We start from the raw sequence: 24,212 nt of genomic DNA on the forward strand, positions 1-24,212 counted from the left end.
TTATTTTCTATTTTTAGGAGGATTTTAAATGAAAAACGTTGTTGAAATAATTAATGTTGTTGCAAGACAAATATTAGATTCAAGATGCTTCCCAACTGTTGAAGTTGAAGTTATTCTTGAAGATGGAACTGTAGGAAGAGCTGCTGTACCATCTGGTGCTTCTACTGGTATATATGAAGCAGTAGAATTAAGAGATGGAAATAAAGATTACTTTATGGGTAAGGGTGTACAAACTGCTGTTAAAAATGTAAATGAAGTAATTGCAAAAGAATTAATAGGATTTAATGTATTTGATCAAACTGCTATAGATAAGAAATTAATAGAGTTAGATGGAACTGATAACAAAGGTTCTCTAGGTGCTAATGCTATATTAGGAGTTTCTTTAGCTGTAGCTCAAGCCGCTTCTAACTTCTTAGGCCTTCCACTATATCAATATGTTGGTGGTGTAAATGCTAAAGTCTTACCTGTTCCAATGATGAATATAATTAACGGTGGTTCTCATGCTGATAACTCTGTTGATTTACAAGAGTTTATGGTTATGCCTGTAGGATTTGATTCATTTGATAAAGCTATACAAGCTTGTGCAGAAGTTTACCATTCTTTAAAGAAAACTCTAAATAATAAAGGTTATTCAACTGGTGTTGGTGATGAAGGTGGATTTGCTCCAAACTTAAAATCAAATGAAGAAGCTATCGAAGTTATCTTAGAAGCTATAACTAACGCTGGATATGAACCTGGTAAAGAAATGTTTATAGCTATAGATGCTGCATCTTCTGAATACTATAAAGATGGTAAATACGTTTTAGAACATGAAGGAAAAACTTTAACTGCGGCTGAAATGGTTGATTTCTTAGAAGAATGGGTTAATAAATATCCAATTATCTCTATTGAAGATGGTATGGCTGAAGAAGACTGGGAAGGTTGGAAACTATTAACTGAAAGGCTTGGAGATAAGGTTCAATTAGTTGGAGATGACTTATTTGTTACTAACACTACTAGATTAGAAGATGGTATCCAAAAAGGTGTTGCTAACTCAATATTAATTAAGTTAAATCAAATCGGTACTTTAACAGAAACTTTAAATGCTATTGAAATGGCTAATAGAGCTGGATATACTGCAGTTATTTCTCATAGATCTGGAGAAACTGAAGATACTACTATAGCAGATTTAGTTGTAGCTGTTAATGCTGGTCAAATTAAGACTGGTGCACCTGCAAGATCTGAAAGAGTTGCTAAGTATAATCAACTTATTAGAATTTCAGAAGAATTAGGTGAAGTTGCTGAATATAGAGGAAAAAAGGCTTTCTTTAATATAAAATAATTTTTTTCAATTAACCTATGTAATTAGGATGATACACATTTGCTAGTGTCATCCTTTTTCTATTTGATCTTATTTTATTATCCTAATGCTACATCTAAAATCATCATAGTTATAAATCCAAGTATTAAACCTATTGTAGTTAAAGCTTTATTTTCAATAGATGCCTCTGGTAATAATTCTGATCCTACAACTGAGACCATAGCTCCTGCTGAAAAAGCCAAGAAAAACGGAAGCATACTCCTAATACTTATAGCTGCTATTGCCCCCAAAACTCCTGCTATCGGTTCCACTATGCCTGATGCTTGACCATAAAAAAAACTCTTTCCTCTTGATAGCCCCTCTCTTCTTAATGGCAAAGAAACTGCCGCTCCTTCTGGAAAGTTTTGAAGTCCTATTCCTAAAGCTAAACTCATAGCTGCTCCTATTGATGCAGATGGTATTCCAGCTGCTACTCCTCCAAAAGCAACCCCCACTGCTAATCCCTCTGGTATGTTATGAAGAGTAACTGCAACTACTAATAATATACTCTTCTTATACTTTTGTACTATTGAGTCTTTTGCTATTTCGTTATTTTCAGTTATTACACCATAAGAATATTTATCCATCATTTTATCCGCTAATATTATAAATATTCCACCAGCAAAAAATCCTATAGCTGGTAGCATAATTTGACTATATCCTAGTTCCGAACATAACTCTATTGCCGGATTTAATAATGACCAAAAGCTTGCTGCTACCATAACCCCAGCTCCAAAGCCTAGCATACAATTTAAAAATTTTTTATCAACAGTCTTAAAGAAAAATACTAAACATGCCCCAAGTGCTGTTATAGCCCATGTAAATATTGTAGCCACTAAGCCCTGCACTACAGGGTTTAATCCCATAAACCATTCCATATCCTTACGTTCCTTTCCTTCTACGTAATTTTATAATTATATAAGCAATATATGATAAATTCCTACAAATTGTTCTATAATACATTTTTCCAAAAAATACTATTATTTATAGTGATTTTTTATTGACATAAGAACTGGTATATGTTAACATTATAAATATATTAATTATGTCGGCATGGCGGAACTGGCAGACGCACATGACTCAAAATCATGCGGGAAACCGTGTGGGTTCGATTCCCACTGCCGGCACCAATTATATATCTAACAAGTTAAAAGCCTTGATATTACCCGTTTCCGTAATATCAAGGCTTTTAACTTTTATTTTACTTCATATACTCTTTATGATACTTTCCTACACATATAAATTCATATCTATTATAGACTTAGTTCTTCTAAACATCTTTATTTAAATTTATATAGCTGTTCCCTTTGTGGGTGCAAAAAACTTAGACATATCTACACCTTCATGCTCAAGTAATTTTATTTTTTTATCAATTCCACCTGCATATCCAGTAAGATTTCCATTTGCACCTACAACTCTGTGACATGGAATAATAATAGATATAGGATTATGACCTACAGCTCCACCCACAGCTTGACTTGACATACTTTTTTTATTCATCTTAAAGGCTACCTTCTTTGCTATTTCCCCATAAGTAATAGTTTCTCCATATGGAATTTCACATAATTAATTTATCTCCATCACTTGCCATTGTGATTACTCCTAATGCTGATGAGTAACTTGTTGAATAATACATATTTAATATCCTTATTTTTATATTTATCTCCCTAAATTTTACTTTGATATCCAAATAAATTCTGATAAAATATATAAAAACTATCAGATAAAATTTAAGGAGAAATACTATGTTTAACATTTTAAAAGGAAAAAGTCCAATAATTAAAATTACACAAATTATTTTATTTATTACTACTGCATTATACTTATTGGAATCTATTTTTTTAGCAGGATTATTTACTAATATTATATTAGCTGCTATTAATATTGTAGTTAGTATCATTTGTATAATAATATCACTTATTAAAAATGAATATAAACTAGCTATTATTGATTTAGTTCTTGCAGCAATTACCCTAGCTATATTTATTTATTTTTATTTATATCTTTAATATCTTTATAATAAGTTTACCCCTATTTTTATAAAAATAGGGGTATTTTATCATTAATTAATATCTGACTTAAATACTATTCCAGCCTTTTTTCTAGCAATAGTTTGAACTTCACTTACTATTAAACTATGGTTTAACATTTTATAACATCTTTCTAAATCATTATTATTAATAGCATTTACAAACTCTATAAACTCACTAACCATACGGTTATCATATTTATTTTCATTAAATAAAGTAGTAGTTCCATCATTCATTATAACTTTAAAGTTTTCACAACTATTAACTGGCGTATCTACATATATACATCCATTATTTCCTTGAATATTATTTACACTTAGTGCTTTACAATCCTTTGCCCCAACACAAATACATTTAAATTTATCATAATCTAATATTAGAATTCCTGATGTATCTATTTTTCTTTCTATATTAGGATAATATTCAACACTTTTAGGTTTTCCAAATAATCCAACTACATAGTGAATATTATAAATATTTATATCCATTAATGCTCCACCAGAAAATGCTGGATCAAAGGCTGGCAATACTTTTCCCTCTTTAAAGCTATTATATCTACTTGAATATTGAGAATAATTACATTGAACTATTTTTATATCTCCTAATGTAGGAATTAATTCTTTTATTTTTAAATAATTAGGCAAGTATTCAGTAGTAATTGCTTCAAAAATAAATAGCTTTCTCTCTCTTGCTAAATGACTTAATATTTTAGCCTCTTTATAATTTGATGTTATTGGCTTTTCAACTATAACATTTTTATTTGCTTCTAAAGCTTTTTTTGAAAATTCAAAGTGAAGATTGTTTGGCAATGCTATATATACTGTATCTATATCACTTTTAAGTAATTCTTCATAATCATAAAAAATTTCTTTAATATTATTTTCATTCTTTAATTTATTTAATTTTTCTTCACTACTCTTTCTACCATAAATCCCTCTTAACTCTACTCCATTTAAATATGGCATTATTTCTAAAAAATCTTTTACTATCATCCCTGACCCAATAATCCCTAACTTCATCTCATATATTCTCCTTTATATCCTTTATTTATATGGATTATTTACTTAATTATAACATAAATAAACTGTTGAAAACTTGAATTAACTCAGTTCCCAACAGTTATTATTTATATAATCATAATAATACTCTAAATCTAAAGTTCTTTTTCCATTCTTTCTACTTTTAATTTATTTCTTGTAGAAAAATAACTTCGTTTTTATTTGTAATGTTTTCTATAAAATCATTATGACAAATATCCCCTGATATCCTAAGACCAAGTAGAATTCCAATTAAATCATTAGATGATACATTATTATTACTTATTTCTATATCACTAATCTTTACATTTGTACTTTGTATATCCTTTAATAATTTAGATGCTGCTTTAGTTGAATTAACTAAAATATATATAGTTATATTTCTAGAATTTATATTAATTCTTTTATCAAGCTTAGATAGAACCGCAGTAACTGATGCTATAAATAAACATCCAATAATTGCTCCAGAGTAAAATCCTGCACCAATAGCTAGTCCCATACATGCACATGCCCAAAGTCCAGCAGCTGTTGTTAATCCTCTTACTTTATTTTTTCCTGTCACTATAATAGTACCAGCCCCTAAAAAACCAATACCACTTATAACTTGAGCTCCAAGCCTTGTTGGATCACTTGATGAATTATATACTTCATATATATAAATATTAGTTATCATTGCAAGGGTTGATCCAATAGATACAAGTATATGAGTTCTAAGTCCAGCCGGCCTTCTTTCCCTTTCTCTTCCATATCCAATTATCCCACCAAAAATTATTGCCATAAGAATTCTCAGAAATATTGAAATAAAATTTAGGTCTTCTAAATATATTACTATATCAGTTATCCCATAAAAACACCCCCTACTTTATAAATATTATTTTAATCAAGAGATATTTACATATATGGTTTATTAATTTTAATATAAATAGTAAAATTATATAAAACTTATATCTTGGAGGTACTTTCATGTGTATTTTAAAAAAGGATGATCATATTGGTATTGTAGCTTGTTCTAATGGACAGCCATTGTGTAATAAAAATAAAATTGAAAATTTATTAGAAACATTAAAAACTTTAGATTTAAATCCTATTTGCAGTGAATATATTTATGAAATTAACTCACCTTTTAACGGCTCTGCTAAAGAAAAAGGAAAAGCTTTTATGGATTTATATAAAAATGATGAGGTAAAAGCAATTTTTGATATTTCAGGTGGTGATTTAGCCAATGAAGTCTTAGAATATTTAGATTATGATTATATAGCTAAAAATCCTAAACCATTCTTTGGCTATAGTGATTTAACTACTGTATTAAATGCTATTTATGCTCAAACTAATAATCCAGTTTATCTTTATCAAATAAGAAATCTTATTTATTCTCATAGTGAAAATCAGAAGTCTAATTTTATTAATAGCTTATTTAATGATAAAAATGATTTATTCGATTTTTCTTATAAATTTATTCAAGGTAAAAAAATAGAAGGAACTGTTGTAGGTGGAAATATTCGCTGTCTTTTAAAATTAGCTGGTACTAAATATATGCCTGACTTTACAGATAAAGTTCTATTTTTAGAAAGCATGGGTGGTGAGGCTGGACTTATGTCAGCTTTTTTAAATCAACTTAAGCAAATGGGGGCTTTTGATAAAATTCAAGGTTTAATACTAGGTACATTTAGCAAAATGCAAGAAAATAATATATCTCCTACTATTGAAGAATTAGTAGTAAAAATAATAAATAACCCTGATTTACCTATTGCTAAAACAGAAGAAATTGGTCATAGGGCTAATTCTAAATGTATTGTTATAGGTAAAAATATTATTCTTAAGTAATTTAGAAGCTACAATTGTGGCTTCTTTTTTTGTAATTTATTTGAAAATACTATTGACTCTTAATAACAAAATTGATATCATATGTATATAGACAATATATACACTTATATACGGAGGTAAACGCTTGAATATATTAATTAGTAATTCCTCACCAGTGGCACTTTATGAACAAATAGAAACTCAAATTAAAAATCAAATATTAAATGGGAGTTTAAAGCCAGGAGATCCACTTCCTTCAATAAGATCATTAGCAAAAGAGCTTAAAGTAAGTATTATAACTTCTAAAAGAGCTTATGAAGAGCTAGAAAAAGAAGGCTTTATTGAAACAGTTGTTGGAAAAGGTACTTTTGTTTCTGGTTCTAATTCAGAAAGATTAAGAGAAGCTGCCATGGCTGAAATGGAAGATAAACTTGAAGCTGTAATAATATCTGCTAAATCTCTAGGATTAACACTAGATGAATGTATTGAAATTTTTAAAAGTATTTATGAGGAGGTATAAATATGAACTCTATTGAAATTCGTAATTTACAAAAGAATTATAAGAACTTTTCTTTAACTATAGATAACCTTGATATACCAGAAGGATATATTACTGGATTTATTGGACCCAATGGTTCTGGTAAAACTACTACTATTAAATCTTTACTTGGAATGGTTAAACCTGATTCTGGTGAAATTAAAATATTAAATGCCGATATTAATAAAGATACTAAAACAAAAGAAGATATTGCTTATGTTGGTGACGAATCTGGCTTCCTAGAAGAAAGTAAGCTATCTAATCTTCATAAAATAATATCTAAATTTTATTCTAATTGGGATGAAGAATTATATAAAAAATATATAAATAAATTTCAAATAAATGAATCTAAAAACTATAAAGATTTATCTAAAGGTCAAAAAAAGCAATTTGAACTTATAATGGCTTTATCTCATCATCCAAAACTATTAATAATGGATGAACCAACCTCCAGCTTAGATCCTATAATAAGAAATGAATTTTTAGAGCTTATGCAAGATCATATGGAAATGGATAATATGACTGTTTTCTATTCTACTCATATAACTACAGATTTAGATAAGTCTGCTGATTATATAGTAATGGTGTATAACGGGAAAATACTACTTAAAGGTGAAAAGGACGAAATTTTAGATAATCATATAATTGTTAAAAGCAAAAAAGATTTAATGGATATTAGTATAAAAAAAGATTTTATTTCATTAAAAGAATATGCTTTTGGATTCGAAGGTTTAATGTCTAATAGAAGAAAAGCTTATGAACTTTTTGGTGATGAGGCAATTTATGAAAAATGTACTCTTGAAGATATTTTATTATATTACACTAGGAGGGACTAATTTATGAATAATATTGGTAATCTACTAAAACTTCAATTTAATTCATTACTATCTATAAAGAAAAATTTACTTATTATATTAGCACTTGCAATATTCTTTACTGCTGTACAACCAACTATGATTGTTTTTACTGGTGCTATGTATTTAATGATGGCTACTTATTCAATTACTTTTTATGAAGAAAGAAGCAAAATGAATTATTTAATATATTCTTTACCAGTTAAAACAAATGAATATATTTTCTCTAAATATATATATTGCTTATTAAATACAGTTATTGCTGTAATAATCTCTACAATTTTATCTGTAATTGTAAAAATATTAGGAACAAATGACTTAATTTCTTCTATGCCTTTATATGCAGTACCTTTAATTATTGTTGGCGTGGGTGTATTTTTTACATCAATATTAATGCCTACTACTCTTTTACTAGGTTTCGAAAATGGACGATATGTTCTTATGTTTATTGCAATTCTTCCAATAGTATTTTCTACTGCATTACTAGAAATAATATCTGAAATCGATATAACTTTAAACCCTACAATGTTAAGTATTTTAGGAGTATTAATTACTATTACCTTATTACTTGTTTCTTATTTTATTACATGTAATAGATTTGCTGAAAAGGAAGTTCAATAAAATATATAAAGGTTGGAAATTACACATCTATAATTTCCAACCTTTATGTTAATTATTCTTTAAATACAAATAAAAATTAGCTTCTGTTAATTGTTTATATGGTGATACCCATAATCCAGCTATTCCACATGTTATAAGTGTCAATAGCCCCCAACCAATAAATGTTAATTCAAGCCAAAACAACTCCCATTTATGTCCTTTCATCATATCAACACTTTCTTTTATACATTGAGTTATTGATTTACTTGGATCCTCTGCTAAAATAAAAAATACTTGTGAAAACATAAGTGATACAATTATTCCTGGCACTATAAATAAAAGTGTTCCAACTAAAATACATAAATTAGTCAATATATATAGTCCTAAAGTTTTACCATAAATATTAAATTGTGAAAATAATGTTGCGAATTTCGGCTCTTTACTTCCAGTAGCCATATCTAACAAAAACCTTTTTAATCCTGCTGATACAGTTCCTGCTAATAAGAATAGCGCTAAACCAATAATAGTTGCTATTACGAAGAATACAAAAGCTATCTCTTCATTTCCTTTTGTATTAGATATTGAAGTACTATTTCCAGATAAGAAAATATTAGCAACTAGAACAGTTCCAATAGCAACTCCCCACCTACCTTTTAATTGTTCTTTTGCTTTACTTTTTAATTCTGCTGTATTCACAGCATCACCCCCCTATATTTTTATTATGACAATATAGGGATATTTATTCATATTATTTTTCATATTCATACATATAATAATTGCATTTATACATTCCTAGATTAGAATAAGTATTTTGCGCCACATAATTTTCCTTTTCAACATATAATCTTATTCCACATATATTTTTATCTTTATCACACATATCCTTTATATAATTATATAATGCTTTAAAGACTCCTATTCCTCTATTTTCCTTATTTACATAAACACTTTGTATCCATAAAAAAGTTCCATTTCTCCAATCACTCCACTCATAAGTATACATAATTTGTCCAACAATCTTACCATCTATTTCGCAAACATGATAAACGCCCTTACTTTCATCTTCAATTAATCTTTTAACTCCATTAGTTAAAATATTCATATCAAGTTTTTTATCCTCTGTCTCAAGTGCAAGATTATAATTATATTTAGCTATAATATTTACATCATCTAATGTTGCTCTTCTTATTTTCACCTTAATCTCTCCTAGCTATATTTTATTTTTTGTAGTTGTAATTAGCGTTAATGTATTCTTCCGCATTACTTGTACTAACCTTTAATTTATCTATAACAAACTCTTTATCTTCTAGATTTTCTAATGTAATATCTCCATTTGATGTATCTAATACCACTTCTCTTCCATAACATTCAAAGGCTTTAATTTCAGCATTAGATGTATTTAATTCTATTTCTTCCCCCCAACACTGATTTACATTTATTCTTCCATTAGATGTATCCACATTAATGTCTTTTCCATCAATATTTTCTAATAATACTTCCCCATTACTTGAATCAAATTCAATATTATTAGCAACTAAAGTATTAACATTTATTCTGCCATTTGAAGATTCAATGATAATATCATTATTTACATTTAAGTTTTCAATATCTACATTTCCATTACTTGTTTCTATATCTATATCTTCAATATCAATGTTAGATATACTTACTTGCCCATTACTCATATCAGCATAATATGATGATAATATTCCCGTTGGAATTAATATCTTAACCTTTCCACCTTTTTCATTCCAATTAAATATTGAAAGATCTTCATCTTTTTGAATTACTACATTATTTCCATTTTGCTTTATATAATACTTACTTTCTCCATAAGAAATACATTCTATCTTTACATTTTTTTCTGTTGTACTTATCACCTCTAAAGATGTATTTGGTATATCCAAGTTAAATTTAACTACACCATCATTAGGAGTAAATTCCTTAATGGTTTCTTCATTCTTGCTACTGACTGTATTATTCCAATTAAATAAACTTCTATCGCTTTTCAATGTCCCTCTTCTTCCAGCAAATATTAAAGCACCTATAATAATTATTACTACTAAAATACTTGTAATAATCTCATATTTTCTCTTCATTTTTCCCTCCTTGAAAACTTATTATCCACATTATACAAATATATTTATATAGTAACATAGACTTTAAAAATTGTTAATATTTTCTAATAAATACCTTGAAATATTTAACTTACACCAACAAAAAGGTATAAAGAAATTACTTAAAATTTCTTTATACCTTTTTACTTTTTCTATTTCATTTTCTTTAATGAAGTCTTCATATTTTCTAAAGCATCTTTAAATTTTTCTTTAGCTTCTCCCCCAAGATCTTCAATTTCATTAATTACACTACTAATTTCATCACCTATTTCTTGTGAAAGTCTTCCTTGCTTAATCTTTTTACTAATTTGGTTAACTTTTTTCTCTAGCTTTTCAAAAGCCATAATTAAAACCTCCAATGTTTATAAATAATTCTGTATAGTTATTTTATCCATCTTATATTTTTAAATACCTTACCCTTTCCTGATAACCTTTACATTGGTTGTAAATTTTTAAGTCAACTCTCTAAGTAAATCCATTCTGACTTCATATAATTCCATTGAATCTTCCTTTAAATACTTCCAATAGTTCTTATTTCTTTTTAACTCTTTTAATAACTTGTTTATTTTGCTATTACTAATGTCATTTTCTTTAGCTAATAAACCTATAGTTAATATAAAAGTTCCACACTCTTCTTCTTCTTCAAGTAAATCCTCATTATTTAAAATCACTTCATTCATTGCCTCATTTTCATCCATTCCTTCATCTAAATATCCTTGAAACTCATCTCTTATATCAGCTGCTAAATCATCATCATAAATATCTAATCCCCATACACCCATAAAAAACAAAGCCTCCACATTTTTATATTTTTTAAATATTATATGAAGTTATGTTTTATAGTATTATTAAAATTTATATTTTTTTATTCTTTTACCCATGTTGCTATATATTTATAATTATTTGGCATACCACTAATATTAGGATTACTTACCTTAAAACTCCCTTTTATACCCTGCTCTTTACAAGTTAACTCAAAATGGCACATTGCAATTCCCATATCAATTCTTTTAATATCACAAATAGATTCCTTTTTTTCTTCCTTGTCTTCATTTACATAAAAATAAAATTCGTTACCTCGTTTAACTATTCTCCAAGGTTGCTTATTAACTGCAGATGGTGCTAATCTTACATTTTCAAACATATCCTTAAATCCATCCAAAGTACAATGCTGAGTTAATGGACATGAAAAATCTCTAAAATAAAATATTTCATTCCATTGTTTTCTTTTATCACATTTTGATATAAATCTCATAGTTTTATCAATAAGGCTCTTTTTTTCTTTTGCATATCCTATAGGCACCACTATTGGTAATATTTCTCCTTCTTTTACTTCCATAGCCTTTGCGAACTGTCCCTTCTTAAAGGTTCCACCTACCCAGCATGTACCTAATCCTATAGATGTTGCATATAAAACTAATGATTCCATTTCATAACCTAACTCTTCTAAAGAATACTGTCCCTCTTTTACCTTTGCTACTACAAATTTGGTTGCCCCCTTAATTACTCCATAAGTTCCAAGCCTCGCTCCATTTATATGTTCTTTAGAATCTAGTATTTTAAATATTATATTTTCTTTAAATGGTCCCTTTATTTCATTTATATACTCATTAAGTTTTCCAACTATTTCACTTGATATTTCTTCAGTATTAAAAGTTCTTATAGACTTTCTCTTTCTAACTATATCATTTATAGGTTCATTAAATATAAACTTTTTACCCATAACACCCTCCTATCCTTTTAATTTCTAATATTATAAAAAAACTCACATTTATTAATATTTATTATTACCTCTGTTTTTATTCATTTATATTTCTATTTATAAATAAGAAATACCATCGTAAATAGAATTGATGGTATTTTCATATTAAAGCTTATATATTAAAATCTTTTTTATTATATATAGTGTAAGTTGCCACTATTGAAACTACTATTATAATTAATCCTATTACTATAAATTTTGCTTCAAATCCATTTTTTATTATTTCAGCTGGCGGTGCATAATCGAAAGGCGATAAGTAAATAAATCCACTTAATCTATCTTGTAACTTAGAAAAGATTCCTATTACATAACTTGAAAAAAATATACCTAAAGCTATTGGAGTTGCTTTCTTTGAAGATTTCACAAATACAGATATTAAAAATCCAATACCCATAAATATATATCCTATTAAGGCCATACCAATATATAGCTTTTTAATATCCATAATCATTGACATCATTTCTATATCATCTGGCTTAACTATTGTAGATACAATCATAGTTACAGTAGCAACTATAATTATAAATATAAAAAATATAACTGTACTTGCTAAAATTTTTGCTGTAACTATATTATTTCTAGTTACTGGTTTAGAATATAAAAATTCAATAGTTCCCTCACTTTCTTCCTTTACTAAAGCTGATACTCCAAGTATAGCTGCGTATACTCCTCCAGCCATAATTATATATTGAAGCACATAAGCAGAGAAATCAGAAATATTACTTAAATCAGTAGTACCACTTATATTAAAAGCTTCTAAAAAGGCCTCCGGAAGTGATTCTAATTTTGTTCCAACTAATTCCTTCATCCCCATATCCTTCATACTTGGAAAGAATAACATAAACATTACAACTAAAGCACTACATACTAAAGCCCAAATAATCGAACCTTTTAATAATCTATTAAATTCAAATTTAAATATATTCATATTATTTTCCATCCTTTCCTTCATAATAATTCATAAATGTATCCTCAAGTGTTTGTTCACTAATTAATAATTTTTCTATTTTATACTTTGAAAGTTCTTTAACCAAAGCATCAACACCATTATTATAGTGAAAAATAAACTCATTTTTTTCTTTAGAAATTACTTGTCCATTAATTTCATTTATTTTATCTTCATTTATTTCATTTGATTTTATTACTATCCTTAAACCTAGTTTTTTAGCTAACTTTTCTATAACAATAGTATCAATTATTTTTCCATCTTTAATAACAGCAACTCTATCACACAGGCTTTCTACCTCAACTAAATTATGAGATGATAAGAATACTGTAGTTCCATTTTTCCTAGCTTCCTCTAATAATTCAAATAACTTTTTTTGAATCAATGGATCTAATCCATTGGTAGGCTCATCTAATATTAATAACTTTGGCTTATGAATTAACGCTTGTACTATAGCAACCTTTTTCTTGTTTCCTAGTGAAAGTTCCGACATTTTTTTATTAACATCAACATCTAATATTTTATAAAGCTTATCTATTTCTTCTTTATTTACGTTATTATAAAAACTTGCTGAATATTTTATTATATCTTTCACCTTAACTTCATCATAAAATTTAACTTCACTTGGAACATATCCAATATACTTTTTAATCTCACTACTTTCCTTAACCATATCTTTCCCTAATATTCTTGCTGAACCTGAAGTGGGAAAAATAAAGTTTAAAAGAGTTCTAATAGTAGTTGATTTTCCTGCACCATTTGGTCCTACAAATCCAAATATCTCTCCCTCTTTTATCTTTAAATTTACATCTATTATTCCTCTGCTTTTACCATAAGATTTACATAAATTATTAGTCTCTATAACATACATTTTCATTCCTCCTATTTTTTATATTTAAAAATAGAGACGTATTTTTCACGTCTCTACTCTACTAATTATCGCTTAAATATATATGCCTTTATTACTCCAAAGAACTCTCTTACATAAAATACTAATGCTGAAGCCTTATGCGATGGTGCTGGGTAACCATAAGTGCTAAATCCAACTTCTTTTGCTAAAAACTTAGCCCTATACATATGAAAATTATTAGATATTATAGTTATTGTGAAACCCTCTTTGCCAGTCTCTTCTTCTAAAACCTCTTTAGTATATAAAAAATTCTCATAAGTATCTGTTGATTTATTTTCCATTATAATTAAACTTGGATCAACACCATTATCAACTAAAAAATTTCTCATTGCTAAAGCTTCTGCCATATTTTCACCCTTTCCCTGTCCACCAGATACTACTATTCTAACATCTGGATACATCTCATGAAAATCTAGTGTTGTTTCTAATCTATATAATAATGACGCACTTATGCTGTTTCCTCTTAATCCGGCTCCTAAAACAACTAAATAGTCCGGCCTTTCAGCATCATGATGATATCCATTATAAATTATAATACTCTCAATACTTATAAATATTACTAATCCTATAGTAAATAAAGTTGTAATTATTATTCTAAATATTTTAGGAATATGTCCCCAAATATCTATATTAAATTTTAACTCAACATACCCATAAACAAGTAAAGCTATTCCTAGCATACAAAACACACTAGAAAAAGCTACAAATCCAAACATTAGTTTCAATATTAAATAGTACAAAATTAATAATATTCCTATAATCTCAAAAGAAGTATATACATACTTTTTTCTCTTTGACAGATACTTATTCATAAATATTTCCCTTTCAAACTCTTTTAATTATATTATAGAATATAAAATTACTAATATAAAATATTATTTCACTTTTTATATATTAAAATAATTAATTATATTAATAGTTTTCATTTTTATTAATAAAGTACTATAATGAAAGTATACAAATAGATACAAGGAGATAAGAACATGAATCTTAATAGAAATGACCACTGCTGGTGTGGTAGCAATAAAAAATACAAAAATTGTCATTTACAATTTGATGAAAAAATAAACTCATATAAACTTAAAGGTCACATAGTACCACCTAGAAGTATAATTAAAACACCTGAACAAATTGAAAAAATAAAAGAAAGCTGTGCTATTAATACTGCAGTTTTAGATTTAGTAAGCAAAAACATTAAAGCTGGAATGTCAACTGAAGAAATCAATACTATAGTTCATGACTTTACAGTATCACAAGGTGCAATTCCAGCTCCACTTAACTTCCAAGGATATCCTAAAAGTGTTTGTACTTCTGTAAATGATGAAGTATGCCATGGTATTCCTAGTAAAGATGTTATCTTAGAGGAAGGTGACATTGTTAATGTAGATGTTTCTACTATATATAATGGATATTTCTCAGATGCATCTAGAATGTTTAAGATTGGGAATGTACATCCTGATTTAGAAAAACTAGTAAAAGTATCAAAAGAGTGTTTAGATAAAGGATTAGAAGCAGCAAAACCATGGGGGTACTTAGGTGATATAGCTGAGGCTGTTCAAAAACATGCTGAAGCTAATGGCTACTCAGTTGTTAGAGAATTTGGTGGTCACGGTATAGGATTGGAGTTCCACGAAACACCTTTTGTTTCTCATGTAGGTAAAAAAGGTACTGGAATGCTATTAGTTCCTGGTATGGTATTTACTATTGAACCTATGATAAACATGGGTAGTCCTGATATATTTATTGATGATGCTGATGGCTGGACAGTTTTAACTGAAGATGGTTATCCTTCAGCTCAATGGGAATATACAGTTTTAGTAACTGAAACTGGTGTTGAAATATTAACTTACTAAAATAATAAATGGCGAAAATTTATATGTTTATATAAATTTTCACCATTTTTATTATTGAACATAAATATCTATAAATGCTTCGTATCCATATGATTCTATTTCATTAATCATATCCTTAGCATTATCCCTATTTATAAAACTGCCCGCTATAACTCTATAAAATACTTCTTCATTTATATTAGTTGTACTAATATAACAATCTATTCCTTTATCTTTTAATTTTTTCACTCTAATTTTAGCATTATCTATTTTCTTAAAACTACCTGCTATTACCACATAATATTTTGTTTCACTAGATTCTTTCAGAACAGATGAATCATTAACATCATGAATTGCTATAAATGCTTCATATCCTAATTTATTCAATTCTTTTACTCTTTTATTTGCATTTTCTTTATTCTTAAAGCTACCTACTATTACTCTATTAAATATTTCTCCATTTATTGGCTCAGTACTTATAAATGAGTCATATCCTATACTCTTCATTGTATTTACCATATTTTCTGCATTAGATTTAATTTTAAAACTTCCTACTACTACCCTATAATATATTTCTCCTTGTATTTTACTACCTAAATAAACATTCTGTACTTGTAAAGTTTTTTCCTTTGACATAACTTTTAAGTTATCTATATATATGTTTCTTATATATAGAATAAATATTATACTAAAAATAATTGATAATATTTTATAGATTTTTCTCATATAATCTATCCTTTTAAAAAATTATATTCTGTATAATTCTATGTAATTAAACTTTTCTTTGTTCCATTGATAATTAACTTAATATATAAAAATATCTCTCTTAATTAAATCTATAAATAAATTATAATATGATCATATTTTGTCATTTTTATTAATTTGATTTATTTTATGAATTAAATATAATAATTTATCAATAAAATTATGGTTTAATATGTAAAACTTATTATATTATTATTTTTATTTTTTCTATTCCAATTTTTATAATTCTGTTATAAAATTAGTAATTGCAAGAAATATTTCAGTGTTCATTCACTTTGAAGGGAGACATTCATATTGAATACAGAATTAACAAAAGATAATTTGAGAAAAATTTATGGAAAAGTAAGTCCTTTTGAATTTAAAGACAAATTATTACAATTAGCTAGCTTAAGCAATAATATAATACTAGATGCTGGTAGAGGTAATCCTAACTGGACAGCTGCCACTCCTAGACAAGCTTTCTTTACATTTGGCCAATTTGCCATATTAGAAACACAAAGATCATTAAATATTGATGGCTTAGCTGGAATGGTTCAAAAAAATGGAATAGCTAAAAGATTATTAAGTTTTATAAATGACAATCCTTCATTACCTGGAATAAATTTAATAAGTAAAATTTATGATTATGGAGTAAATACTCTTGGATTTAATGAAGATGAATGGATTTTTGAACTAGCAGATGGAATAATAGGTGATAACTATCCAGTACCGGATAGAATGCTTATAAATATAGAAAAAGTAGTAAATAAATACCTTATAAAAGAATTATGTGGTGATACAAAATTTAAAAGTAATTTTGATGTTTTTGGAGTTGAAGGTGGTACTGCAGCAATGTGCTACATTTTTGATTCATTAGAAAAAAATCATCTTTTAAATAGGGGAGATAAAATTGCTCTTATGACTCCAATTTTTACTCCATATTTAGAAATTCCTCATTTACCTCATTATGATTTTGATGTAATTAATATTCATGCAAATGAAGTTGATGAAAATGGAATACCTACATATCAATATACTGAAGAAGATTTAAATAAATTAAAAGATACAAGCATAAAAGCTGTATTTATAGTAAATCCAAACAACCCTGCTTCTATAGCCTTAAATGATAAATGTAGAGAAACATTAAAAGATATAGTAAATAACTACAATCCAAATTTAATGATTATTACCGATGATGTTTATTGTACTTTTGTTGATAATTTTAAATCAGTAATTAGTGATTTACCTTATAATACTATTGGTGTTTATTCTTTATCAAAATACTTTGGTGTAACGGGTTGGAGACTTGGTGCAATAATTCTTAATGAAGACAATATTTATAATAAACTTATTTCAGAGTTACCTGAAATACATAAAGCAAATTTAAATTTAAGATATTGTCATTTATCTTGTAATCCTGAAAAAATATCTTTTATTGATAGAATTGTAGCTGATAGTAGACAAGTTGCCTTAAATCATACAGCTGGTCTTTCAACACCTCAACAAGTACAAATGGCATTTTTCTGCGCTTTTGCTTTAATTGACTCTGATGATAACTATAAAAATTTAACTAAGTCAATTTGTCAAAAGCGTAAACAACTATTATGCCATGGACTGAATGTTGAAATATTTAATGATCCACACTATGCTTCATACTATACTGAAATAAATATTTTAGATTGGGCTAGAGTTGAATATGGAATTGAAGCAAGTGAGTATATAGAAAATAACTATACTCCTTTTGATATACTTTATAGTTTAGCTAAAAATTATTCTACTGTATTATTAAATGGAGATGGTTTTGCATCATCAAGATGGGGCCTTAGAGTTTCGCTTGCAAATTTAAATTCTGAAGCATACTTTAAGATAGGACAAACTCTTAGAAGTATATTTAATGATATTATGAATGATTTTAAATCTTCTTCTAATTTAGAAGTAATATCTTAATAAATAATTATAATATATAAAAAAGATATAGGAGCTAGTATTAAATTATACTAACTCCTATATCTGTAATAAAACATTTATACTTCTTTTAATTTTTTCTTTAAAATCTATATCTGTCTATTTTAAATCAAACTCAATATAGTTAAATAAGCCTAATAATTATATTTTTATATAGAATTATATTTTTTCTCAAAATTTACAATGTTAGCAATTAATATCATAATTGTTAATATTGGAATTATTAATAAAGCAAACTTAAAATTCACATTATAATTATCATATAAAATTGCTAAATCTCCTTGAAGTAAACTTGATATATTAAAATATGCAAATGGATTTACGTGTGCTATTTTATTAATTAGTCCACTACTTGAAATCATATATGCTCCAATGGTGATAATTATCATTACAGCAATGGAATTGCTTGTACTTTTATTTAAGGATGAAATCGCTAATGATAAGACACAAGTAAAAGTACTTATAATTCCAAGTATTACGAACTCTAACAATATAAATTTCCCTATTCCTATTAATTCAGTAATTCCGTTATTATAAAACTTAACGGGATAATTCATATTCCCAAAACCATTAATAATACCAAGAATACCAAAAAGTACACCTATAATTGTAAAAATAATAACATTTATAATAATTATTGTAGCTAAAACTTTACTTAATAAAATCTTTTTTCTACTTATAGGCTGAATGAATAATAATTTATATGTATTAGAATCAAATTCACTTGACATTATATCTGCACTTAAAATAATTATCAGTATTATTAAGATTATTGAAATGGGGTTATTTAGAAATACCCTTATAAAATTAAAGCCTTGCATTGATACTTGGTCAAAAATTGGTTCTATATTATTTTCAATCAAATAAGTATTTATTTGTATAGATTCTTCAATTTCTTTTATACTTTTAGAAGATATTGTATTTTCACTTTCTATCCCTTTCAATAATAACTTATCCATTTTAATTTTATTTTCTAAAACTCTATGGTACTCTTTATTTGCTAAAGCAACTTTTGTATCTTTAAGTAAATCCAATTCTTCTTCATAATCTGACTTTATTACTTTTAGGTTATCATTTTCAGGTAATCTTGATATTTCACTTTCTACTTTACTTAAGCTTTCTTTTAAAGAATCTATCTGAAAATCTATAGAAGTTACTTCACTTCTTTTATACTGTTCTTCTAAACTTAAATTTAAGAATACAAAAACTATAACTAGTACCAAAAACAATGCAATAGAAAATATATTCTTTTTTCTATTAAAAAATTTTTTAGTTTCAAATATAATTAAATTAATCATATTTACCTCCAAGATAGATTTCATTATATGCTTTTTCTATATTATTATTATTCACTATTTCAATATTATTGTAATTAATCTTATTATTTACTAAACTATTCATTAAACTTGATGTATCTTCAGCTTTAATTTTAATAATTATTCTATTATTAATAATTTTTACTTCATTAACTATTTCAATTTTCTCAACTTGATGAAATACTTTTTTGGCATTATCAACTGTTAATATAATAGTTTGATAGCTTTGTATTTTATCATAATTATCATTAATTAATTCTCCATCTTTTATAAATAAAATTTTTGAACAAACCTTCTCTAATTCTGATAATATATGAGATGAAATTAATATGCTCATCTTATTTTCACTTGCAAGTTTTTTAATCATTTCCCTAAACTCTATAACTCCTTGAGGGTCTAGTCCATTAATAGGTTCATCTAATATTAATAATTTAGGCTCTGTCATTAATTGAATTCCTAATGCTAACCTTTGTTTCATTCCTAAGGAATAATTTTTAACTTTATCATTTATTGAATTACCAATATTAATAAATGATAAAATATTATTCATTTTTTCTTCTGAAATATTATTAATCTTTCTTATAAAGTTAATATTATCATATCCACTTAGCATCTCATATAAAGAAGGTGTTTCAATTACACTAGAAAACTTAGATAAATATTCAATAAGATTATCTTTAGCTGAAATTCCTTCAATTTTTACTATTCCAGAATCTTGTTTTAATAAATTGGAAATTATCTTCATTATAGTAGTTTTTCCAGCTCCATTAGGACCTATTAATGCTACTATTTCACCTTCATTTATTGAAAAGCTAATATTTTTTAGAACTTGCTTCTCTTTATATGATTTATTTAAATCGCTAACTTCTAAAATTTTCATTTATTTCACCTTTATTTATAAATTTTTAAAATAGGGGAAAATTTTATTTTTTATTCTATTTTTTAATATGTTCTAAAAGTTCTAGTATATCTTATTCTCGTACTATTGCTTATCATATCAAACCAAGATGATATATCTTTATTTGATGTAGTATACGTATATCCATTTCTAAAAGTAATATCTTTATATAATTTATTTGTTGTAGTAACATTCTTATACCATCCATTAACATATGAAGTAACTTCATCCCATCTATACATAACAGTATCTATATATGCAGCATTAGCTATATTATTTATTGATAATATACTATTAACTACTAAAATTGTAGCAATTATTATATTTATTTTTTCTTCATAAATCCCATCCTTTCATCATTCCCCTATTAAATACAATTTTACAATTTAATCCTCTTTATGTCAACTTTTTACTTAAATGTTGTATTATAGATATGCGATAAATCTATATAGTATTCATATAAATTTTACACTTATTATTATTTATAATTTTATTTTTCCACTTATTTTTGTAATAATGAAACATAAAATAAATATGGAGATGATTTAATGAAAAATAAAATAGAACAATTAACTCAAATACTAAAAGAAAGTAACAATATAGTCTTCTTCGGAGGTGCAGGGGTATCCACTAATTCTATACACAAAATCCTTATTTAAAAATAGCTTGTCTCTAGACTATTTAAATATTATTAATTAAGATTTCCAACTCTAGACATTTCCAACATTCATTTAAGACATTATAATATTCTGAATGTTGCATTATAACATCTTTAAATCCAACAGACTTATAGCAGTAATAAGCAGGCAGATTATTTTCAAAAACACCCAATGTTACCTTTTCAACTTTTAATATTTCAAAAGAATATTTTAGAGCCAAACTAAGCATTTCTTTTCCATAACCTTTTCCACGCTTACTATCATCTACTATTACAAAACCAAATCTCAAAACTTTCTTTTCTTCATCAGTAAAACGCATAATTAAATGACCAACTACACCACTATGATCAAATGCTGTCATTTCAAAAAAATTATCATCATCCTTAAATGAATCATAATGATTATTTATATCTTCTGAAGATATTGGATACTTATCATATCTATCAGCACACCACTTACGAAAACTTACTTCATCTTTAATCCATTTAACTATATATTCTGCATCACAATTTTTATATGGTCTTAATCTCACAATAGCTTCCTCCTTATATATTATTTATTTTATCACCACGCCCACCCCTATTACAATAAATGGATATTAACTCATACTTAAAAAAGTGCCTGCTATCACAGACACCTTCAAAACTTCTATTTTAATATTAAATTATTTACTCTATACTGTTTCTTCTTCATTAAAATAATAGATATATATGAACTAACTACTAATAAACCTGCTATTAAACAGCTCTGTACAATATTTACCTTATCTAAAAATAAAAAGCAAGCATTTAAAGAGTTTATTAAAGTATGGCAAAGTATACATAACCATAGACTTTTAGTTATATGATAAATTGCACCTAGCATAAATGAAAATCCTACAACTAAAATTGAGAAAGTCCAAAAATCTAACATCTGCTGCTGAGATGTTCCAACTATATAAAATAGAGGTAAATGCCATACTGCCCATACAATACTTACAATTATAGTAGATACTATAAAGGAATACTTCTTTTCAAGTTCATGTTGTAAAATATATCTCCATCCTAATTCTTCTAAACCACCACCAATTATATTGGATATTAGTAAAATCGGTAACAGATATATTGGTGTTGAATAAGTAACTATTCCCATAGTAAATGGTAAAATAAAATATAAAGTAAGCAAAACTAGAATCAATATATAATATTGCCAAGGTTGCTTAATAGAAAAAGACTTTTTAAAAAAATCCTTTATTCCATCTACCCTATTACATTTTTTTAAATAAAAATATGCAACTATTGTTGGTGATAATCCTCCTGTAAGATATATAATCATACTAATAGGTGTACCATATACCAAATATTCAAATTGATTTGCTAATATAATTGCCCCCCAACATCCAAATGTTAATAAAAATGTGAATACTAAAAACTTAATTACTCTTTTATCCATATTTCCCCCTTAAAATAATAGAAATTTTAACCTTAGTCTCTTTTCATCTTTAATTTATTGATATAATTATATATCAACATATTAATACATTTAATTACAATATTCCCTATAATTTCTTTTAAATTATTATTAATTATATTTCATTAATGTAATATTCCATAGTTATAAAATTATCATTCTTAATTTTACAATATATGTATATAATCATTTTGTTATTAATTTTACTATGCTATAATTAACCTAAATAATATTGGAGATGATTTAATGGAAAATAAAATTGAACAATTAACTAAAATCCTTAAAGAAAGTAACAACATAGTATTCTTTGGAGGAGCTGGCGTTTCAACTGAGATACGAATATAAACCCTCTTTATTAATAATAAACATAAAAAAGTTATCTTATTAGCCTAAATATCAAAGACTAATAAAATAACCTTTTTTAATTTCTATGATTATTATGCTATATAATAATTAGCTTGTCCATTAAGATAATTACTATTCACATACCTTCAATTCTATTTTTTATCTTTTTCTAATTCTTCAAGCATTTTAGCATATAACTCGTCTATTTTAGTAAATGGTATTATTATTTTTCTTTTCTTCATCTGCATAATTTGCTTAAACTTCTTATCTATTTCTATTTTTATATTTTTATGGACTTTTAGAGGTTTACCATTTGCCGTATGTACATGATCTATATACTTTGGTAATATCGGAAACATATTTTGTAATAAGAAAACACTTCTCTTTCCACCATATTCAGAAATGACCATATTCAAACACTTACCATGTTTCTTCATTTTTTTATTATACTCTTTTTCATACTTATCTATCTGTGAACTTAATGGTATCATCCACATTATATCAGTACCTACTTCTTTTACTGCATAATAATTAGGCCTATAACCACCATTCTCTTTATTAGACATTACCTTAGAATTTTTAATATCCCTAATGACTTCAAAATACTCATCTTTTATATGATAAGTATATAATTCATTATTATATTCAAACTTCATATTATATACCTCTCAAATAAAAATAAAATCCCTATTAAAAATAGGGATTCATTTTCATATCGGATTATTTATTCTTCGCACCACCGACAAGCGAATACATTTAACGAGTTGAGATATTTATCTTCCGCACTCTCAACAAGCGAATACATTTTCTATAAAAATTTAATTTTTAACTTTTTAAATATATCTTTATACTATAAATTATACTCAGCTATTTATATTTGTCAACATCTTTTGTAAATTTTTCTAATTTATTTTTAAACGCTAATTTCATTAAATAGAATGGTGTTAGTATAAAGTAGTGGGTGTTAGTATAAAGTAGTGGACACATTAAGTCGAACTAAGTAAAATAATATTTAGTTAAGAAAGGATGTGTCCATTATGGGAAAGGGCAGAAGATACGATCAAGAAT

General features: G+C 26.3%; 28 protein-coding genes, 1 tRNA gene and 2 pseudogenes. 11 read left to right on the forward strand and 20 right to left on the reverse strand.

All coding sequences use genetic code 11. The annotated features are described in order from the left end of the window. Window positions 1–28 precede the first annotated feature (28 nt). Entirely contained in the window at window positions 29–1,321 is a 1,293-nt protein-coding gene (gene eno, locus I2E98_RS01170) for a phosphopyruvate hydratase (RefSeq protein ID WP_195467148.1), read from the forward strand. Between the two features lie 77 nt (window positions 1,322–1,398). Here eno and I2E98_RS01175 read toward each other — a convergent pair whose 3' ends face one another. Next, window positions 1,399–2,217: a ZIP family metal transporter gene (locus I2E98_RS01175; RefSeq protein ID WP_195467149.1), complete on the reverse strand. Its 819-nt coding sequence runs from the start codon at window positions 2,215–2,217 to the stop codon at window positions 1,399–1,401. Window positions 2,218–2,386: 169 nt separating this feature from the next. Between I2E98_RS01175 and I2E98_RS01180 the strand changes: the two genes are divergently transcribed. Continuing rightward, window positions 2,387–2,469: transfer RNA gene (locus tag I2E98_RS01180), tRNA-Leu, on the forward strand. 160 nt (window positions 2,470–2,629) lie between these two features. Here the strand turns inward: I2E98_RS01180 and I2E98_RS01185 are convergent. Then, a complete protein-coding gene (locus I2E98_RS01185; protein ID WP_195467182.1) occupies window positions 2,630–2,896 on the reverse strand; it encodes an MGMT family protein in 267 nt (88 codons plus the stop codon). Window positions 2,897–3,084: 188 nt separating this feature from the next. On the opposite strand from I2E98_RS01185, the gene I2E98_RS01190 reads away from it, so the two are divergent. After that, window positions 3,085–3,348, forward strand: a complete 264-nt coding sequence (locus I2E98_RS01190; RefSeq protein ID WP_195467150.1) for a hypothetical protein — start codon at window positions 3,085–3,087, stop codon at window positions 3,346–3,348. 53 nt (window positions 3,349–3,401) lie between these two features. Here I2E98_RS01190 and I2E98_RS01195 read toward each other — a convergent pair whose 3' ends face one another. Together I2E98_RS01195 and I2E98_RS01200 are read right to left on the reverse strand one after the other, a co-directional pair. Continuing rightward, window positions 3,402–4,388, reverse strand: coding sequence for a Gfo/Idh/MocA family oxidoreductase (locus I2E98_RS01195; RefSeq protein ID WP_195467151.1), 987 nt, complete (start codon window positions 4,386–4,388; stop codon window positions 3,402–3,404). Between the two features lie 163 nt (window positions 4,389–4,551). Further along, a complete protein-coding gene (locus I2E98_RS01200) occupies window positions 4,552–5,184 on the reverse strand; it encodes an MgtC/SapB family protein (RefSeq protein ID WP_195467152.1) in 633 nt (210 codons plus the stop codon). Between the two features lie 185 nt (window positions 5,185–5,369). Here I2E98_RS01200 and I2E98_RS01205 point away from each other — a divergent pair, with 185 nt between their 5' ends. The 4 genes from I2E98_RS01205 (at window position 5,370) to I2E98_RS01220 (ending at window position 8,222) form a co-directional block, all read left to right on the forward strand. Beyond that, on the forward strand, window positions 5,370–6,230 hold the full coding sequence (locus I2E98_RS01205) for a S66 peptidase family protein (protein ID WP_195467153.1): 861 nt from the start codon (window positions 5,370–5,372) through the stop codon (window positions 6,228–6,230). Between the two features lie 124 nt (window positions 6,231–6,354). Next, a complete protein-coding gene (locus tag I2E98_RS01210) occupies window positions 6,355–6,729 on the forward strand; it encodes a GntR family transcriptional regulator (RefSeq protein ID WP_195467154.1) in 375 nt (124 codons plus the stop codon). Between the two features lie 2 nt (window positions 6,730–6,731). Further along, window positions 6,732–7,583 carry an ABC transporter ATP-binding protein gene (locus I2E98_RS01215; RefSeq protein WP_195467155.1) on the forward strand — a complete coding sequence of 284 codons (852 nt, stop codon included), beginning with the start codon at window positions 6,732–6,734 and terminating at the stop codon, window positions 7,581–7,583. A 3-nt stretch (window positions 7,584–7,586) separates the two neighbouring features. Further along, window positions 7,587–8,222: an ABC-2 transporter permease gene (locus tag I2E98_RS01220; RefSeq protein ID WP_195467156.1), complete on the forward strand. Its 636-nt coding sequence runs from the start codon at window positions 7,587–7,589 to the stop codon at window positions 8,220–8,222. A 48-nt stretch (window positions 8,223–8,270) separates the two neighbouring features. Here the strand turns inward: I2E98_RS01220 and I2E98_RS01225 are convergent, their stop codons facing one another. The 9 genes from I2E98_RS01225 to I2E98_RS01265 form a co-directional block, all read right to left on the reverse strand. After that, the gene (locus tag I2E98_RS01225; protein ID WP_195467157.1) at window positions 8,271–8,897 is read right to left on the reverse strand and encodes a DUF975 family protein; all 627 of its coding nucleotides are present in this window, start codon (window positions 8,895–8,897) and stop codon (window positions 8,271–8,273) included. A 52-nt stretch (window positions 8,898–8,949) separates the two neighbouring features. Continuing rightward, on the reverse strand, window positions 8,950–9,396 hold the full coding sequence (locus I2E98_RS01230) for a GNAT family N-acetyltransferase (protein WP_195467158.1): 447 nt from the start codon (window positions 9,394–9,396) through the stop codon (window positions 8,950–8,952). 22 nt (window positions 9,397–9,418) lie between these two features. Further along, window positions 9,419–10,300, reverse strand: a complete 882-nt coding sequence (locus I2E98_RS01235; RefSeq protein ID WP_195467159.1) for a DUF4097 family beta strand repeat-containing protein — start codon at window positions 10,298–10,300, stop codon at window positions 9,419–9,421. 170 nt (window positions 10,301–10,470) lie between these two features. Then, entirely contained in the window at window positions 10,471–10,662 is a 192-nt protein-coding gene (locus tag I2E98_RS01240) for a hypothetical protein (protein WP_195467160.1), read from the reverse strand. A gap of 108 nt (window positions 10,663–10,770) precedes the next feature. Next, window positions 10,771–11,100, reverse strand: coding sequence for a hypothetical protein (locus I2E98_RS01245; RefSeq protein ID WP_195467161.1), 330 nt, complete (start codon window positions 11,098–11,100; stop codon window positions 10,771–10,773). 83 nt (window positions 11,101–11,183) lie between these two features. After that, window positions 11,184–12,041, reverse strand: coding sequence for a nitroreductase family protein (locus I2E98_RS01250; protein ID WP_195467162.1), 858 nt, complete (start codon window positions 12,039–12,041; stop codon window positions 11,184–11,186). A 151-nt stretch (window positions 12,042–12,192) separates the two neighbouring features. Then, the gene (locus tag I2E98_RS01255) at window positions 12,193–13,008 is read right to left on the reverse strand and encodes an ABC transporter permease subunit (RefSeq protein WP_195467163.1); all 816 of its coding nucleotides are present in this window, start codon (window positions 13,006–13,008) and stop codon (window positions 12,193–12,195) included. A gap of 1 nt (window position 13,009) precedes the next feature. Beyond that, window positions 13,010–13,897, reverse strand: coding sequence for an ABC transporter ATP-binding protein (locus I2E98_RS01260; protein WP_195467164.1), 888 nt, complete (start codon window positions 13,895–13,897; stop codon window positions 13,010–13,012). Window positions 13,898–13,962: 65 nt separating this feature from the next. Next, window positions 13,963–14,748, reverse strand: coding sequence for a YdcF family protein (locus tag I2E98_RS01265; protein ID WP_195467165.1), 786 nt, complete (start codon window positions 14,746–14,748; stop codon window positions 13,963–13,965). A gap of 171 nt (window positions 14,749–14,919) precedes the next feature. Here I2E98_RS01265 and I2E98_RS01270 point away from each other — a divergent pair, with 171 nt between their 5' ends. Next, window positions 14,920–15,789 carry a methionyl aminopeptidase gene (locus I2E98_RS01270; RefSeq protein ID WP_195467166.1) on the forward strand — a complete coding sequence of 290 codons (870 nt, stop codon included), beginning with the start codon at window positions 14,920–14,922 and terminating at the stop codon, window positions 15,787–15,789. Between the two features lie 51 nt (window positions 15,790–15,840). Here I2E98_RS01270 and I2E98_RS01275 read toward each other — a convergent pair whose 3' ends face one another. After that, window positions 15,841–16,494 (reverse strand): SPOR domain-containing protein, encoded by a 654-nt coding sequence (locus tag I2E98_RS01275; RefSeq protein WP_195467167.1) that lies wholly within the window; start codon window positions 16,492–16,494, stop codon window positions 15,841–15,843. Window positions 16,495–16,827: 333 nt separating this feature from the next. On the opposite strand from I2E98_RS01275, the gene aspD reads away from it, so the two are divergent. Beyond that, window positions 16,828–18,459 (forward strand): aspartate 4-decarboxylase, encoded by a 1,632-nt coding sequence (aspD, locus tag I2E98_RS01280; protein WP_195467168.1) that lies wholly within the window; start codon window positions 16,828–16,830, stop codon window positions 18,457–18,459. Window positions 18,460–18,626: 167 nt separating this feature from the next. Here the strand turns inward: aspD and I2E98_RS01285 are convergent, their stop codons facing one another. From I2E98_RS01285 to I2E98_RS01295, 3 genes are all read right to left on the reverse strand, one after another. Beyond that, the gene (locus I2E98_RS01285) at window positions 18,627–19,775 is read right to left on the reverse strand and encodes an ABC transporter permease subunit (RefSeq protein WP_195467169.1); all 1,149 of its coding nucleotides are present in this window, start codon (window positions 19,773–19,775) and stop codon (window positions 18,627–18,629) included. After that, window positions 19,768–20,673 (reverse strand): ABC transporter ATP-binding protein, encoded by a 906-nt coding sequence (locus I2E98_RS01290; protein WP_195467170.1) that lies wholly within the window; start codon window positions 20,671–20,673, stop codon window positions 19,768–19,770. The genes I2E98_RS01285 and I2E98_RS01290 overlap by 8 nt, the downstream gene beginning before the upstream one ends. A 62-nt stretch (window positions 20,674–20,735) precedes the next feature. Beyond that, window positions 20,736–20,933, reverse strand: a complete 198-nt coding sequence (locus I2E98_RS01295) for a hypothetical protein (RefSeq protein WP_195467171.1) — start codon at window positions 20,931–20,933, stop codon at window positions 20,736–20,738. A 306-nt stretch (window positions 20,934–21,239) separates the two neighbouring features. On the opposite strand from I2E98_RS01295, the pseudogene I2E98_RS01300 reads away from it, so the two are divergent. Further along, window positions 21,240–21,329: pseudogene (locus I2E98_RS01300) on the forward strand (NAD-dependent protein deacylase); the annotation flags it as partial. A 43-nt stretch (window positions 21,330–21,372) separates the two neighbouring features. On the opposite strand, the gene I2E98_RS01305 reads toward I2E98_RS01300, so the two are convergent. Then, window positions 21,373–21,882: a GNAT family protein gene (locus I2E98_RS01305; RefSeq protein WP_347708005.1), complete on the reverse strand. Its 510-nt coding sequence runs from the start codon at window positions 21,880–21,882 to the stop codon at window positions 21,373–21,375. Window positions 21,883–21,998: 116 nt separating this feature from the next. Further along, on the reverse strand, window positions 21,999–22,781 hold the full coding sequence (locus I2E98_RS01310; RefSeq protein WP_195467172.1) for a type II CAAX endopeptidase family protein: 783 nt from the start codon (window positions 22,779–22,781) through the stop codon (window positions 21,999–22,001). Between the two features lie 264 nt (window positions 22,782–23,045). Here I2E98_RS01310 and I2E98_RS01315 point away from each other — a divergent pair. Beyond that, window positions 23,046–23,132: pseudogene (locus tag I2E98_RS01315) on the forward strand (NAD-dependent protein deacylase); the annotation flags it as partial. Window positions 23,133–23,296: 164 nt separating this feature from the next. Here I2E98_RS01315 and I2E98_RS01320 read toward each other — a convergent pair. Next, window positions 23,297–23,800 (reverse strand): hypothetical protein, encoded by a 504-nt coding sequence (locus tag I2E98_RS01320; protein ID WP_195467173.1) that lies wholly within the window; start codon window positions 23,798–23,800, stop codon window positions 23,297–23,299. Window positions 23,801–24,212 lie beyond the last annotated feature (412 nt).

The sequence above is a fragment of the Clostridium sp. D43t1_170807_H7 genome, assembly GCF_015555905.1.
GTDB lineage: Bacteria > Bacillota > Clostridia > Clostridiales > Clostridiaceae > Clostridium.

Excerpts from the sequence above, each read along its gene's own strand:
- I2E98_RS01255 (WP_195467163.1), bottom strand. The coding sequence starts at position 13,008 with ATGAATATATTTAAATTTGAATTTAATAGATTATTAAAAGGTTCGATT.
- I2E98_RS01320 (WP_195467173.1), bottom strand. The coding sequence starts at position 23,800 with ATGAAGTTTGAATATAATAATGAATTATATACTTATCATATAAAAGAT.
- I2E98_RS01310 (WP_195467172.1), bottom strand. The coding sequence starts at position 22,781 with ATGGATAAAAGAGTAATTAAGTTTTTAGTATTCACATTTTTATTAACA.
- I2E98_RS01275 (WP_195467167.1), bottom strand. The coding sequence starts at position 16,494 with ATGAGAAAAATCTATAAAATATTATCAATTATTTTTAGTATAATATTT.
- I2E98_RS01285 (WP_195467169.1), bottom strand. The coding sequence starts at position 19,775 with ATGATTAATTTAATTATATTTGAAACTAAAAAATTTTTTAATAGAAAA.
- I2E98_RS01290 (WP_195467170.1), bottom strand. The coding sequence starts at position 20,673 with ATGAAAATTTTAGAAGTTAGCGATTTAAATAAATCATATAAAGAGAAG.
- I2E98_RS01295 (WP_195467171.1), bottom strand. The coding sequence starts at position 20,933 with ATGTATAGATGGGATGAAGTTACTTCATATGTTAATGGATGGTATAAG.
- eno (WP_195467148.1), top strand. The coding sequence starts at position 29 with ATGAAAAACGTTGTTGAAATAATTAATGTTGTTGCAAGACAAATATTA.
- I2E98_RS01195 (WP_195467151.1), bottom strand. The coding sequence starts at position 4,388 with ATGAAGTTAGGGATTATTGGGTCAGGGATGATAGTAAAAGATTTTTTA.
- I2E98_RS01200 (WP_195467152.1), bottom strand. The coding sequence starts at position 5,184 with ATGGCAATAATTTTTGGTGGGATAATTGGATATGGAAGAGAAAGGGAA.
- I2E98_RS01270 (WP_195467166.1), top strand. The coding sequence starts at position 14,920 with ATGAATCTTAATAGAAATGACCACTGCTGGTGTGGTAGCAATAAAAAA.
- I2E98_RS01245 (WP_195467161.1), bottom strand. The coding sequence starts at position 11,100 with ATGGGTGTATGGGGATTAGATATTTATGATGATGATTTAGCAGCTGAT.
- I2E98_RS01220 (WP_195467156.1), top strand. The coding sequence starts at position 7,587 with ATGAATAATATTGGTAATCTACTAAAACTTCAATTTAATTCATTACTA.
- I2E98_RS01190 (WP_195467150.1), top strand. The coding sequence starts at position 3,085 with ATGTTTAACATTTTAAAAGGAAAAAGTCCAATAATTAAAATTACACAA.
- I2E98_RS01260 (WP_195467164.1), bottom strand. The coding sequence starts at position 13,897 with ATGTATGTTATAGAGACTAATAATTTATGTAAATCTTATGGTAAAAGC.
- I2E98_RS01265 (WP_195467165.1), bottom strand. The coding sequence starts at position 14,748 with ATGAATAAGTATCTGTCAAAGAGAAAAAAGTATGTATATACTTCTTTT.
- I2E98_RS01240 (WP_195467160.1), bottom strand. The coding sequence starts at position 10,662 with ATGGCTTTTGAAAAGCTAGAGAAAAAAGTTAACCAAATTAGTAAAAAG.
- I2E98_RS01235 (WP_195467159.1), bottom strand. The coding sequence starts at position 10,300 with ATGAAGAGAAAATATGAGATTATTACAAGTATTTTAGTAGTAATAATT.
- I2E98_RS01250 (WP_195467162.1), bottom strand. The coding sequence starts at position 12,041 with ATGGGTAAAAAGTTTATATTTAATGAACCTATAAATGATATAGTTAGA.
- I2E98_RS01215 (WP_195467155.1), top strand. The coding sequence starts at position 6,732 with ATGAACTCTATTGAAATTCGTAATTTACAAAAGAATTATAAGAACTTT.
- I2E98_RS01175 (WP_195467149.1), bottom strand. The coding sequence starts at position 2,217 with ATGGAATGGTTTATGGGATTAAACCCTGTAGTGCAGGGCTTAGTGGCT.
- I2E98_RS01205 (WP_195467153.1), top strand. The coding sequence starts at position 5,370 with ATGTGTATTTTAAAAAAGGATGATCATATTGGTATTGTAGCTTGTTCT.